Source organism: Pannonibacter sp. XCT-53 (genome assembly GCF_009915765.1).
Lineage (GTDB): Bacteria > Pseudomonadota > Alphaproteobacteria > Rhizobiales > Stappiaceae > Pannonibacter > Pannonibacter tanglangensis.
The window spans coordinates 115,353-128,828 of sequence record NZ_JAABLQ010000002.1; the positions used below are offsets into that span (position 1 = coordinate 115,353).

The 13,476-nt window shown below is 68.5% G+C and carries 10 protein-coding genes; 8 read left to right on the top strand and 2 right to left on the bottom strand.

Annotation, left to right across the window (positions count from 1 at the left end):
* The first annotated feature begins 69 nt into the window (after positions 1–69).
* Positions 70–1,065 carry a putative metalloprotease CJM1_0395 family protein gene (locus GWI72_RS15320; protein ID WP_161709259.1) on the top strand — a complete coding sequence of 332 codons (996 nt, stop codon included), beginning with the start codon at positions 70–72 and terminating at the stop codon, positions 1,063–1,065.
* Positions 1,066–1,179: 114 nt separating this feature from the next.
* Positions 1,180–2,334 carry an MFS transporter gene (locus GWI72_RS15325; protein ID WP_161677351.1) on the top strand — a complete coding sequence of 385 codons (1,155 nt, stop codon included), beginning with the start codon at positions 1,180–1,182 and terminating at the stop codon, positions 2,332–2,334.
* A gap of 33 nt (positions 2,335–2,367) precedes the next feature.
* Here GWI72_RS15325 and GWI72_RS15330 read toward each other — a convergent pair whose 3' ends face one another.
* Positions 2,368–3,711: an 8-oxoguanine deaminase gene (locus GWI72_RS15330; protein WP_161709260.1), complete on the bottom strand. Its 1,344-nt coding sequence runs from the start codon at positions 3,709–3,711 to the stop codon at positions 2,368–2,370.
* 371 nt (positions 3,712–4,082) lie between these two features.
* Here GWI72_RS15330 and GWI72_RS20020 point away from each other — a divergent pair, with 371 nt between their 5' ends.
* Genes GWI72_RS20020 through GWI72_RS15345 form a run of 3 tightly spaced genes read left to right on the top strand, consistent with a single transcriptional unit; the run spans position 4,083 to position 9,836 of the window.
* On the top strand, positions 4,083–4,889 hold the full coding sequence (locus tag GWI72_RS20020; protein ID WP_161709261.1) for an ImuA family protein: 807 nt from the start codon (positions 4,083–4,085) through the stop codon (positions 4,887–4,889).
* Between the two features lie 13 nt (positions 4,890–4,902).
* Positions 4,903–6,393, top strand: a complete 1,491-nt coding sequence (locus tag GWI72_RS15340; protein ID WP_348272707.1) for a Y-family DNA polymerase — start codon at positions 4,903–4,905, stop codon at positions 6,391–6,393.
* Positions 6,390–9,836 (top strand): error-prone DNA polymerase, encoded by a 3,447-nt coding sequence (locus GWI72_RS15345; RefSeq protein WP_161709262.1) that lies wholly within the window; start codon positions 6,390–6,392, stop codon positions 9,834–9,836. The genes GWI72_RS15340 and GWI72_RS15345 overlap by 4 nt, the downstream gene beginning before the upstream one ends.
* Positions 9,837–9,902: 66 nt before the next feature.
* On the opposite strand, the gene GWI72_RS15350 is transcribed toward GWI72_RS15345, so the two are convergent.
* Positions 9,903–10,292, bottom strand: a complete 390-nt coding sequence (locus GWI72_RS15350; protein ID WP_161677346.1) for a RidA family protein — start codon at positions 10,290–10,292, stop codon at positions 9,903–9,905.
* Positions 10,293–10,657: 365 nt separating this feature from the next.
* Here GWI72_RS15350 and GWI72_RS15355 point away from each other — a divergent pair, with 365 nt between their 5' ends.
* The 3 genes from GWI72_RS15355 (at position 10,658) to GWI72_RS15365 (ending at position 13,475) form a co-directional block, all read left to right on the top strand.
* Entirely contained in the window at positions 10,658–11,662 is a 1,005-nt protein-coding gene (locus GWI72_RS15355) for an ABC transporter substrate-binding protein (protein ID WP_390806844.1), read from the top strand.
* A gap of 83 nt (positions 11,663–11,745) precedes the next feature.
* Positions 11,746–12,582, top strand: coding sequence for an ABC transporter ATP-binding protein (locus GWI72_RS15360; protein WP_161709263.1), 837 nt, complete (start codon positions 11,746–11,748; stop codon positions 12,580–12,582).
* Positions 12,579–13,475, top strand: a complete 897-nt coding sequence (locus GWI72_RS15365; protein ID WP_161709264.1) for an ABC transporter permease — start codon at positions 12,579–12,581, stop codon at positions 13,473–13,475. The genes GWI72_RS15360 and GWI72_RS15365 overlap by 4 nt, the downstream gene beginning before the upstream one ends.
* Position 13,476: the final 1 nt, after the last annotated feature.

Sequence of the window (13,476 nt, forward strand, 5' to 3'; positions counted from 1 at the left end):
CGCAAAACTGATCAAAGCCGTTAATCGCCGTTAACCGATTGGAAATGCACCTTCCGCAAAGTCAGCTGCATGCTGACCGCATTGTCTGCCCTTTCGGTCGGGGCCACCCAGCGGGGTGGAACCCAGGGCCAGTCGGGACCGCTCACGCATGATCCGCGTGACCGGGACGGCACCGTCGTATCTGCCCGGCAAAGTGCAAGCGATCCGGTCCGCCAGGCTGAACGCTCGGGCGCTGTCGCCACCTTCTCGGCTGCGGCGCTTCAGGCGCTGCAGGACAGCGACGCCCTGCAGCCGGAGGAGGATCGCAAGACGAAGGAATCCAGCGCGCCCGCGTCCGATGCGTCTGCCAGTCAATCCGGCCCGCAAGGCGAGACCGTGACTGCACAGTCTTCCGGGCTGGAGGCGTCGGCAGAGGAAACCGGCAGTTCGTCAGAAGAGGAAGACCCGAACCAGGACGGGTTGACCGAGGAAGAAGAGGACCAGGTCGAAAAGCTGAAGCAGCGCGACCGCGAGGTGCGGGCGCATGAGCAGGCGCATGCCCGGGTCGGCGGCCCCTATGCGGGTGCGCCCAGTTACACGTTCCAGCAAGGGCCGGACGGTGGCCGCTATGCCATCGGTGGCGAGGTCCAGATCGATACCTCGCCGGAAAGCGAACCGGAAGCCACGGTCCGCAAGATGCAGATTGTCATCCGTGCCGCGCTTGCCCCTGCCGAGCCGTCTTCGCAGGATCTGCGCGTGGCACAGCTCGCCCGCTCGCAGTTGCAGGAAGCCCAGTCGCAGGCCCGGGCCGAGGCCGCCGCCGAGCTGCGCGGCGAAGAGGGGGAGGGGGAAGCGGCCGCGCAGACCAGCCAGACCTCAGCCACTGCACCTGCGGACAAGTCGGAGCCCTCCCGATCGCGTCAGTCTTCGAATGAGGACAACGAAAGGTCCGCAGACGCTGAAAGCCGGCCAACTTCGGATGCTGCGGAGCGCCGCTCGAAGGAGACGGCCAGCGCCTATCGGCAGGCGGCAGACCGGCTGGTGGAGGCCGGCCGGCTTGCGGCAGGCACGGGTATTTTCGCCTGAGATCAACTGGTTCCGGTTGTTTCTGCCATCTGGCGCTTGAGTTTGTCACCCCTTGGCCGCAATTAGCATCGATATGTGTTTTGCCTTCCTTTTGCGCTCAACCGGATTCCCGTCATGTCCCATCTTGCCCGCGCCCGGCTTGCCGTGGCCATCGTGTTTTTCTGTGTCGGCAGTCTGGTCGGCACGTGGGCATCGCGCATCCCGGACATCAAGTCCTATCTCGGCCTGTCGGAGGGCGGGTTCGGCATTCTCCTGCTGATCATGGCCGTCGGCGGCATCCTGTCGTTTCCGCTGTCGGGCCGGGCAATCGACCGCTTCGGCGGCGTGACGGGCGCGCGGATCGGCATCGCGGTCTGCTTCCTTGTCTTTGCCCTGGTGCCGCTGGCCGGCTCCGTCTGGGTGATCGCGCCGATCCTTGCGGCCTTCGGTGCCATCATCGGGGCCTCGGACGTGGCCATGAACGCCTGGGCCGCCGAGGTGGAAAAGGCCATGGCCAAGCCGATCATGTCCTCCTTCCACGGCCTGTACAGCTTGGGCGCGGGCGTGGGGGCCGGGTTCGGCGGGTTCACCATCTGGCTCGGCTGGAGCGTCACGACCCATGTCTGGGTGGTGGTTGCCGTGCTGGCCGTAGCCTGTGTCGTCTTCCTGCGGGTGCCGTGGACCTCGCAGATCCACGAGACGAGCGGCAAGCGGCCGCCGCTCGTTGCCCTGCCGCGCGGGGGCCTGATCTTCATCGGCGGCATGGCCTTCTGCGCCGCCGTCAGCGAGGGCTCGGCCGTTGACTGGGCCGCGCTCTACCAGATCAAGGAACTCGGCATCGAGCCGTCCATGGCGGCCATCGGCTTCTCGGTCTTCTCCGTGGCCATGGTCGGCATGCGCTTTGCCGGCGATCACATCATCGCCCGCTTTGGCCAGATGAACACCGCGATCGCCAGCGGCATCACCGCCGGCATCGGTGCCATGATCTTCGTGCTCGGCAGCGATCCGTACGTGATCTGGCTCGGCTGCGGCATCATGGGCCTCGGCAATGCGGTCATCTTCCCCATCGCCTTCTCCCGCGCCGCCGCCGATCCGGACATGTCGCCGGGCGAGGCGCTGGCCGCCGTCTCGACCCTCGGCTACGGCGCCTTCCTGTTCGGCCCGCCGCTGATCGGCTTCATTGCCGAAGCCTCGTCGCTGCGGGCGTCCTTCCTGTTCATCGCCGTGCTGTCGTTCCTCATTGCCGTCTTCGCCTTCCTCGGCCGCCGGCAGGAACGTCGCATGCTGTGAGGCCGGGGCCAGCGGCGGTCCCGCCGGCGGCCCTTACAGGCTTTCGAGGAACCGCCGTGCGGCCTCGCCATGCTCGTGGCGCAGCCGGGCGGTGTCGATGGTCACCGGCTCGCCGTCGGTCACCGTCCAGGTCCCGCCCACCATCACCCGGTCGGCCCGGTGCGCGCCGCACAGGATCAGCGCCGCCAGCGGATCTCCCGCACCGGAGAAGCGCAGCTCGTCGAGGCTGTAGAACGCCAGATCCGCCATCTTGCCGATGGCGATCGCGCCGATGTCGTCCCGGCCGAGACACCGGGCCGAGCCTTCCGTGGCCCAGCGATAGGCATCCAGGTGCGTCACCGAGGCCGCGTCATAGGTCAGCCGGTTGATCATCAGCGCGTGGCGCAGCCCTTCCATCAGGTTGGAATTGTCGTTGGAGGCCGAGCCGTCGACGCCGAGGCCCACCGGCGAGCCGGCCGCCTCCAGCTCCTTCGTCCGGCACTGGCCCGACGCCAGCACCATGTTGGAGGTCGGGCAATGGCAGACGCCGACGCAGGCATGACCAAGCCGGTGCACCTCGTCGTCGTTGAAATGGATGCCATGCGCCAGCCAGGTCCGGCTGGTCAGCCAGCCGCAGTCCTCCAGGTAATCCACCGGGCGGCAGTTGAACTTCGCCTCGCAATAGGCGTTCTCGTCGTGGGTCTCGCCCAGATGCGTGTGCAGGCGGCAGTCGTGCCGCTCGGCCAGAACCGCGCTCTCGCGCATCAGCTCCCGTGTCACCGAGAAAGGCGAGCAGGGTGACAGCGCCACCTGCAGCTTCGCGCCCTTCGACCGGTCATGGTATTTCGCCAGCACCCTTTCGCAGTCGGCCAGGATCGTGTCCGTGTCCTGCACCACGCTGTCCGGCGGCAGGCCGCCGTCCTTCTGGCTGAGGTTCATGGACCCGCGTGTCAGCGTCATGCGCAGGCCCACCCGCTCGGCCTCCTCGGCCTGGATGTCCATCGCCGCTTCCAGCCCGCCCGGATAGAGGTAATGGTGGTCGGCGGCGGTGGTGCAGCCCGACATCATCAGCTCCGTCAGGGCGAGACGGGTGGCCAGGCGGAAGGTCTCCGGCGTCACGGCCCGCGCCCAGATCGGATAGAGCGCCTGCAGCCAGGGAAACAGCTCCTTGTTGATCGCCTCAGGGTGAGCCCGGGTCAGGGTCTGGTAGAAGTGATGATGCGTGTTGACGAGGCCGGGCACGATGACATGCCGTCCGGCGTCGAAGGTGCCGTCCACCGGCAGCATCGGCGTGCGGCCGCGCGCAACCAGCTCGGCGATGACGCCGTCCTCAATGACAATCCCCCGTTCCGCGCCCTCACTGAGGATGGCGATCGGGTCCTTGATCCACAAGCGCATGACAAATCCGGTCCTTCTGATCGGGATATGATCTGGACCTGCAGGCTTTGATAGCGGCGCTCAATTTCACCGCCCGAGTTCCGCACAGGGTCACCTGACTGCGGCTCCAGTCTTCGTCTGCCACAGGCTTCCGCGCAAGGGGGAAGTGCGGGCCGACCCGCCCTCTCGGTTCCGTCCCGCTTTATCCTTGTCATGTTTCTCAAGGGCTTACGGCGGCTTTTGTCGGGGTTCAATGAATCTTCACCTTGTCCCCGGGGGCGGCGTTGACTCTCGGGGAGGGCAGGCGCATAAAGAACAAAATAGGAACATTGACGTTGACAGACCTGCCTTCACGCTCCCCGTGAAAGGCCGGAACAACCCGGTTTTGCGCCATGCATGACTTCGAGACCCTCTCCCGGATGATGCGCCAGCATGCCGGGCCGAGGCCCGCAGGCAGCGGGCCCGCCAGCGCCGGGCTGCCCTCCCGGGGGCTGCACGAGTTTCATGCCGCCGCCGCCGATGCGGTCAGCCTGTCCGGGCTGGCGCTCGGGCTTGCGGCCCAGTCCGGCCGCCGGCGTCCGCTGCTGCATGTCGGGCGCAGCCTGTCCGAGGGCGAGACCGGCCCGCTGCATGGCATGGGTCTGGCCGAATTCGGCCTTGATCCGGCCCGCCTCTTGCCGGTCCGCCTGCGTGATCCCGTGGCCGTGCTGCAGGCCGCGCTGGAGGGGGCGGCCTGCGCGGCCCTGGACGCGGTGATCGTCGAGCTGTGGGGCGAGGTCCGGGCCTATGACCTGACCGCCAGCCGCCGTCTGGCGCTCGCCGCCCGCAATTCCGGCGTGCCCGTGTTCGTGCTGCGGGTGGGGGCTGCCCCTGTGGCAAGCGCTGCGGAAACCCGCTGGCAGGTGCGCGCGCTGCCCTCGGTTGCCCTTGCGGCCAATGCGCCGGGACGTCCGGCCTTCGACCTGACCCTTCTGCGGGCCCGCAACGGCCAGGAGGGCTTGCGCTATCATGTGGAGTGGGATCGTGCTCTCTCAAAACTCGTCTCCCGGCCGCTCACCGGCATTGCCCCGGACCGCGACCTCGAAACCGGCTCCGGCGCCGCAGCCCGACGCCGGGCGGCGCTACCTGGCGCTGTGGTTTCCCTTCCTGTCGACCGACAGGGCACGCCGCCATCAGGTCCGCAGCGGCGCGCCGGTTGACACGCGTCCCTTCGTGCTGGTCGAGAAGGCGCGCGGGGCGCTGCGTCTTGCCGCGCTCGACGCCAATGCCGCGCGGCTTGGCCTGCGCACCGGCATGGCGCTGACGGAGGCGCGTGCCGTCCTGCCGGGTCTCCTCACCGGCGAGGCGGCCCCGGAGGCGGATGCGGATCTTCTGGCTGCCGCCGCCTCGGCCTGCGAGATGTTCACCCCGCTCCTGGCCCTGAGGGGCAACGAGGGGCTCTTGCTCGACATCACCGGCTGCGCCCATCTCTTCGGCGGCGAGGTCGGGCTCGGCACCCGGGCGACGCGCCGGCTGCAGCGGCTGGGGCTCACTGTCCGCGCCGCCATTGCCGGCACGCCGCAGGCGGCCTGGGCGCTGGCGCGGGAAAAGCCGGGAACGGTCACCCGGCCCGGTCCGGAGGAGGAGGCCCTGCTGCGCGGCCTGCCTCTCGCCGTGCTCGAACAGGATGCGGAGACCGCGCTGGCGCTGCAGCGCGCCGGGTTCCGCAGTCTGGGAGATCTGGACGAGCGGCCCTCGCACATGCTGTCCGCCCGCTTCGGGGAGGCCTTGCCGGCGGCGCTGCGCCGGGTGCTGGGGCGCGAGGACCTGCGCCTCACGCCCTTGCGCCTGCCGCCCGAAATCATGGCGGAGAAGCATTTTCCCGAGCCGGTCACCGGTCTCGAGGCGCTGCTTGAGGCGCTGCGCACGCTGGCCGGCGATGCCATGGCCGCGCTGGAGCGGCGCGGGGCGGGCGGGCGTGCCTTCGAGGCGGCCTTCTTCCGCAGCGACGGCGAGGTGCGTCGGGTCAGTCTCGAAACCGCGCAGGGCCTGCGCGATGCGGCCCGGCTGGTGCGCCTGCTGGAACTGCGCATCGATGCCCTCGCCGATCCGCTCGACCCCGGTTTCGGCTTCGACGCCCTGCGCCTCGCCGTCCTGCGCAGCGATCCGCTCACCCCGCAGCAGGCGCAGCTCGACGGCTCCAGCGCCGCTGCCGCCGAGGCGGCGGAGGTCGCGGCCCTCGTCGACCGGCTGATGGCCCGCTTCGGCCGGGAGGCCGTGCAACGCCATGTGGCCCGCGACACGCATGACCCGGCGCTCGCCGCCGCCGTGGTGCCCTACCTGTCGGCGGCGGCCGGTGCCTCCTGGGAGCTTGTCGCGCCGGGAGGCGGGGAGGAGCAGGTGCCTCTGCGCCCGCTCACCCTGTTCCGCCAGCCGCAGCCGATCGAGGTCATGGCCGAGGTGCCCGACAGCCCGCCGCTCCGGTTCCGCTGGCGCCATGTGCTGCATGAGGTGACGCGGGCCGAAGGGCCGGAGCGGATCGCGCCGGACTGGTGGCGCCTGCCGCTGCTGCCGGGGGCGCAGCACCTCGCGCCGGTGCCCGTGACGCGGGACTATTACCGGGTGGAGGATGCCCGCGGCCTGCGCTTCTGGCTGTTCCGCGAAGGCTTCTACGAGGATCCGGCCGCGCCGCCGCGCTGGTTCCTGCACGGGCTGTTCGCATGAGCCGCTCCGCTCCGGCCCGTCTCCCGCTGCTGCCCGGCGCCTATGCCGAACTGGCGGCGGCGACGAATTTCTCCTTCCTGCAAGGGGCCTCGCCGGCGGCGGATCTGGTGCTGACCAGCCTGCTGCTGGGCCACACCGGGCTTGGCATTGCCGATCGCAACACGGTGGCCGGCGTGGTCCGGGCCTGGGGCACCTTGCGCGAGCTGCGCGAGGGCGGCGCGCTGCCGCCGCTGAAGCTGCGCCAGGGCGGCAGTCCGGGCGATTACCGCATCGAGCTGCGGCCGCTCGTTCCCGGCGGTGAGGATGCGGCGCTGCGGGCAGAGGTCCAGGCCCGCGCGCAGCGCTTCAGGCTCGTGACCGGGGCCCGGCTCTGCTTTGCCGACGGCACGCCGGACATCGTCACCTATCCGCAGCACCGTGCCGGCTGGGCCCGGCTCTGCCGCCTCCTGACCATCGGCAACCGCCGCGCGGTGAAGGGCTCCTGCCACCTGACGCTCAACGATCTGCTCGAGGATCCCGCCGGCCTCCTCTTCCTTGTCATGCCCGGCCGCCCGCTCGAGCCGGCGCTGGCGCGGGTCCTGAGCCGGCTCGAGGCGGCCGCGCCGGGCGCTGTCTGGCTCGGGGCGGCCATGCCGCGCCGGGGCGATGACCGCCGCCGGCTGGCGGCCCTGGGCGCCCTTGCCGACCAGGGCGGCGTGAAGCTTCTGGCCACCAATGACGTCCTCTACGCCGATCCGCAGCAGCGCCCGCTGCAGGACATCCTCACCTGCATCCGCCTTGGCCGCACGCTGGAAAATGCCGGCCGGCTGCTGGAGGCCAATGCCGAGCGCCACCTCAAGCACGCGGCCGAGATGGCCCGTCTCTTTGCCGACCACCCGTCCGCCCTCCTCGAAACGCAGCGCCTTCTCGCCAGCGTGGAGTTCGATCTTGGCCAGCTCAGCTACCAGTATCCCGACGAGCCGGTGCCGGCCGGCTGGCAGGCACAGTCCTGGCTGGAGGAGCTGACCTTCCGCCATGCGGCCGGGCGCTACCCGGCGGGAATTCCGCCCAAGGTCGAGCGGCTGCTGCATCAGGAGCTGGCGCTCATCGCCAAGCTCAACTATGCGCCGTATTTCCTCACCATCCACGACATCGTCCAGGTGGCGCGCGAGAAGGGCATCCTCTGCCAGGGCCGCGGCTCGGCGGCCAATTCCGCCGTCTGCTACGTGCTGGGCATCACCTCGGTCGATCCGGCCGAGCACAATGTCCTCTTCGCCCGCTTCATCTCCGAGGAGCGCAAGGAGCCGCCGGACATCGACGTGGACTTCGAGCACGAGCGGCGCGAGGAGGTGATCCAGCACATCTATGCCCGCTATGGCCGCGAGCGCGCGGGTCTGGCCGCCACCGTCATCCACTACCGGCCGAAGAGCGCCATCCGCGAGGTCGGCAAGGTGCTGGGGCTGCCGGAGGACGTGACCACGGCCCTGTCCGGCACCCAGTGGGGCAGCTGGGGCTCCGACATCACGCGCAACCAGGTGCGTCAGGCCGGGCTTGATCCCGACAATCCGCTCATCGCCCGGGCGGTGGATTTTGCCCGCCGCCTCATCGGCTTTCCCCGCCACCTGTCGCAGCATGTTGGCGGCTTCGTGCTGACGCGTGACCGGCTCGACGAGATGGTGCCCGTCGGCAACGCCGCCATGGCGGACCGCACCTTCATCGAGTGGGACAAGGACGACATCGACATGCTCGGCCTGATGAAGGTCGACGTGCTGGCCCTCGGCATGCTGACCTGCATCCGCAAGGCCTTCGAGCTGCTCAAGGATCACGAGCGCCTCGACATGACGCTCGCCGATGTGCCGCAGGACGACCGGGCCACCTATGACATGCTGTGCAAGGGCGATTCCATCGGCGTCTTCCAGGTGGAGAGCCGGGCGCAGATCAACATGCTGCCGCGCCTGAAGCCGCGCGAGTTCTACGATCTCGTCATCCAGGTCGCCATCGTCCGGCCCGGGCCGATCCAGGGCAACATGGTGCATCCCTATCTCAAGCGGCGCTCCGGCGAGGAGGCCGTGGTCTTTCCCTCGCCCGCACCCGAGCACGGGCCGGCGGACGAGCTGCATCAGGTGCTGGGCAAGACCAGGGGCGTGCCGCTGTTCCAGGAACAGGCGATGCAGCTCGCCATGGTCGCGGCGAAATTCTCCGACGTGGAGGCCAACCAGCTGCGCCGCGCCATGGCGACGTTCCGCAATGTCGGCACCATCGGCGAGTTCGAGGGGCTGATGGTCGAGCGCATGGTGGCGCGCGGCTATGACCGGGAGTTCGCCGAAAACTGCTTCCGCCAGATCCAGGGCTTCGGCTCCTACGGCTTTCCCGAAAGCCACGCGGCCTCCTTCGCCAAGCTGGTCTATGTCTCGTCCTGGCTGAAGTGCCATCACCCCGCGATCTTTGCCTGCGCCCTGCTCAATTCCCAGCCGATGGGCTTTTACGCCCCGGCGCAGATCGTGCGCGACGCGCAGGAGCACGGCGTCGAGGTGCGGGCCGTCGATGTCAACGAGAGCTACTGGGACAACACGCTGGAGCGCGGCCGCGACGGCCGGCTCGCCCTGCGTCTCGGCTTCCGCCAGGCGGAGGGCATTCACGAGGCGGAGGCCCGTCGTCTCGTCGCCGCGCGGCAGAATGGTTTTGCCGTGGTGGAGGACGTGGCGCGGCGGGCCCGGCTCTATGGCCGGCCGATGCGCGCGCTGGCCGATGCCGATGCCTTCGGCTCGATCGGGCTCGACCGGCGCTCGGCCCTGTGGGAGGTCCGCCGCCTGCCGCAGGATGACCCGCTGCCGCTCTTTGCCGCCGTCGATGCGCGCGAGCTGGGCGCGGAAGCCGATGCCGCCTTGCCGCGCATGGCGCTGGGCGAGCAGGTGGCGACCGACTACCAGACCCTGCGCCTGTCGCTGAAGGCGCATCCCATGCTGCTCCTGCGCGAGCGGCTGACGCGGGAGGGGGTCTGCAGCGCGGCCGAGACCTGCCGCCGGGCCGAAGGGCGCTTCACGCGCATGGCCGGGCTCGTGCTGGTGCGCCAGCGCCCGGGCAAGGGCAATGCCATCTTCATCACGCTGGAGGACGAGACCGGCATCGTCAACTGCGTGCTCTGGGCGCGCCGGTTCGAGGCCCTGCGCGGGGCCGTCATGGGCTCACGGCTGATGCTGGTGGAGGGCCGGGTGCAGCGCTCCGCCGAGGGGGTGATCCATCTCATGCTGAGCAATGTCATCGACCGCAGCGCCCTGCTCGGCGCGCTGTGGACGGCCGAAGCCCCCGGCTCGGAGGTGATCCCGCCGCAGCCGCAGCGGTCGCAGGGGGCAGGCCAGCCGGTCCGTCCCGCTGCCCACCCGACCTCGACGCTCGCCGTCCCGCCCCGCCACGTCCACCCCCGCGATGTCCGCATCCTGCCGAAAAGCCGGGACTTCCATTAGCGGGGGAGGGAAGCAGCCGCTCTCCATGTTCAACAAAAATAATTTTCGTTGAACATGCGGCGTTTCTCACTCCGCGCTGGCCGCGATGACCTCGACCTCGACGACGAACTCCTCGCGCGTGAAGCCACCGACGATCATCAGCGTCGAGGCGGGCGGGGGCAGGGCGGTGAACTCGTCCCGGGTCTTCATGTAGCCGGCCATGTGGTCGCGGGCGGTGACATAGGCGTTGATCCGCACGATGTCGGCCAGCGTCATGCCGGCCGCCTCCAGGATGTGCCGGATGTTGCCGAAACACAGCCGGGTCTGGGCTTCGACGCCCTCGGGGATCACGTCATCGGGGCCGATGCCGAGCTGTCCGGAGCAGAACACCAGCCTGTGTCCGGCCGGCACCTCCACGGCGTGGCTGTAGCGGGCAAAGGGCGGTCGGATCGTCGTCGGTGTCACGGCGCGGGTCATGCTGGCTCCTGTCGGGGTCGAGACGACGGGGCGCAAGGGCGCTTGTCGTCTCGTGCGGACGGGCCGATGCTTCAGGCCCGGTCCAAGCCTAGAAACCGCTGCTGCACTGCGCAAGACGTGGGCATGCCGAAGTGAGTGGCATGTGACCGGAAATTATGCACAGTTGACGCAGGGGCGGTCGGACGTCATCGGCAGATCCCGGCCGGGGCGGCAGGCACGTGACGAAAGGTCAGGCTGGAGCCGGACTGGCACGTCGCTTGCTAGACATGTTCAGCGTGATTGCCTGAACCGCTCCCAGGGCCTGAGGAGGCACAGCGGCAGAGCTTTGACAAAAGCAAACGGAGGCGGAAGACAACATGCGTATCATGACTTCTCTTGCAGGCCTGGGCGCCAGCCTGGCTTTCACCGCTGGCCTGACCGCCAGTGCCCTTGCTCTTGACGAAGTAAAGTTCGGCACGAACTGGCTCGCCCAGGCCGAGCACGGCGGCTACTACCAGGCTGTTGCCGACGGCACTTACGAGAAATATGGCCTCAAGGTCGAGATCGTGCAGGGCGGGCCGCAGGCGGCCAACCGGGCGCTGCTGCTCGCCGGCAAGATCCAGTTCTACATGGCCGGCAACATGCTGCAGCCGCTCAGCGCGCTGGCGGAAGACATCCCGGTCGTTGAGGTCGCGGCGATCTTCCAGAAGGACCCGCAGGTCCTCATCGCCCATCCGGACACCGGCATCGAGAAGTTCGAGGATCTTGCCAAGCTGCCGACCATCTTCATGGGGGCTGACGGCTTTTCCTCCTACTTCCAGTGGATGAAGTCCGCCTACCCGGGCTTCCGGGACGAGCAGTACAAGCCCTATGCCTTCAACCCGGGTCCGTTCCTCGCCGACAAGCAGTCGGCGCAGCAGGGCTACATCACGTCCGAGCCCTTCGCGATCGAGAAGGAAGGCGGGTTCAAGCCGAAGCTGTTCCTGCTCGCCGACGCGGGCTTCGAGACCTATTCCACGCTGATCGAGGCCCGCAAGGACTTCGTCGAGGCCAACAAGGATCTCACCCAGCGCTTCGTCGATGCCACCATCGAGGGCTGGTACAACTATCTCTACGGCGACAACAAGGCTGCCAACGAACTGATCAAGAAGGACAATCCGGAAATGACGGATGACCAGATCGCCTTCTCGATCGCCACGATGAAGTCCTTCGGCCTGGTGGAATCCGGCGAGGCGCTGGAAAAGGGCATCGGCTGCATGACCGATGCCAAGCAGCAGGCCTTCTATGACGCCATGGTCAAGTCCGGCGTGCTCAAGGCCGGCATCGACGTGAAGCAGGTCTACACGACCGAGTTCGTGTGCAAGGGCGTCGGCATGAACCTGAAGAAGTGAGATGATGCGGCTCCGGCGGGGATTCGATCCGCCGGGGCCGCTGCCTGCTCTCTTCTTCTGGTCCAACGGAGCCCGTGCGTCCCATGTCCGCAGTTCCCGAAGCCTCCCGTCCGGTTGCCGCCGGGCCGGTGACGGCCGTCTCCCGTCCGCTCGTCCGGCTGAGCGGCGTGTCGAAGACCTTCTCCAATGGCACCATCGCCCTCAAGGACATGACCCTTGACGTGGGGCAGGGCGAATTCATCAGCCTGCTCGGCCCCTCCGGCTGCGGCAAGTCCACGGCCCTGCGCATCATCGCCGGTCTGGGCGAGACCTCTTCCGGACGCCTCGACTGGCCCACGTCGGAGCACAATGCCGCCGGTCAGGCCGAGCCCGAAATCAGCTTTGTCTTCCAGGAGCCGACGCTGATGCCCTGGGCCACCGTGTTCGAGAATGTCTGGCTGCCGCTGCGCCTCAAGGGCGTCTCGCGCAAGGCCGCGGACGAGCCGGTGATGGAGGCCTTGTCGATGGTCGGTCTCGACCAGTTCCGCGATGCCTATCCGCGCGAGCTGTCGGGCGGCATGAAGATGCGCGTCTCCATCGCCCGCGCGCTGGTCACCCGGCCGAAGCTGCTCCTGATGGACGAGCCCTTCGCCGCCCTCGACGAGATCACCCGCTTCAAGCTCAACAACGATCTCTTGCGCCTGTGGGAACGCTTTGGCTGGACCGTCCTGTTCGTCACCCACTCGGTCTACGAGAGCGTCTATCTCTCCAGCCGGATCGTCGTCATGGCGGCGCGTCCGGGCCGGGTCGTCAGCGACCTGCCGATCGACGCGCCCTATCCCCGCGACGAGGACTTCCGCACCTCGACCGTCTACAACGACTATTGCCGGCAGGCGTCGGCCGCGCTGCACGCCGCCATGGATGCGAGGGACCATCTATGACCTTGCTCGATCCCGCAAAGGCCACGGCCGCCAAAGTCGCTCCCGCCGGGGTCTCGTCCGGCGCTTCTGCCGCCGGGGGCGCGCCACTGACCGGGCGGTCCGAGGATCTGGCGGACCGGCTGCTGCGCATCGCCATTCCCGTGGTCATGCTCGGGCTGCTCGTGCTGCTCTGGGCCTGGTATGTCGCGGCCTATGACGTGCCGCACTACATCCTGCCGAGCCCGGAGCGGGTGGTCCGGTCTCTGGTCACCGACTGGCCGATCCTGTCGGCGGCGCTCCTGGTGACGCTGAAGATCACCTTTCTGGCGCTGGGCCTTGCGCTCATCGGCGGCGTTGGCCTCGCCATCCTCATGACCCAGTCGCGCTGGGTCGAGCTGGCCATCTACCCCTATGCCGTGATCCTGCAGGTGACACCGATCGTGGCCATCGCGCCGCTGATCCTCATCTATGCCCCGACGACGCAGGCGGCCCTGCTCATCTGCGCCTTCATTGTCGCCTTCTTTCCCGTTCTCTCCAACACAACGCAGGGGCTGAAGTCGACCGACCACAACCTGCTCAACCTGTTCGAGATGTACGGGGCCAGCCGCTGGCAGACCCTGCGTTATCTCAAGCTCCCGGCCGCCTTGCCCTACTTTCTCGCCGGGCTGAAGATCGCCGGCGGCCTGGCGCTCATTGCCGCGGTGGTGGCCGAGTTTGCCGCCGGGTCCGCCGGAGCCCAGTCGGGCCTGGCCTACCGGTTGCTGGAATCGCAGTTCCGCCTCAACATTCCCCGCCTGTTTGCGGCCCTGCTGCTCTTGTCCCTGACGGGCGTCGTCATCTTCGCGCTGACCAGCGCGGTGTCCCACCTTCTGTTGCGCCGGTGGCACGAGAGTGCCATCCGCCGGGAGAACTGAA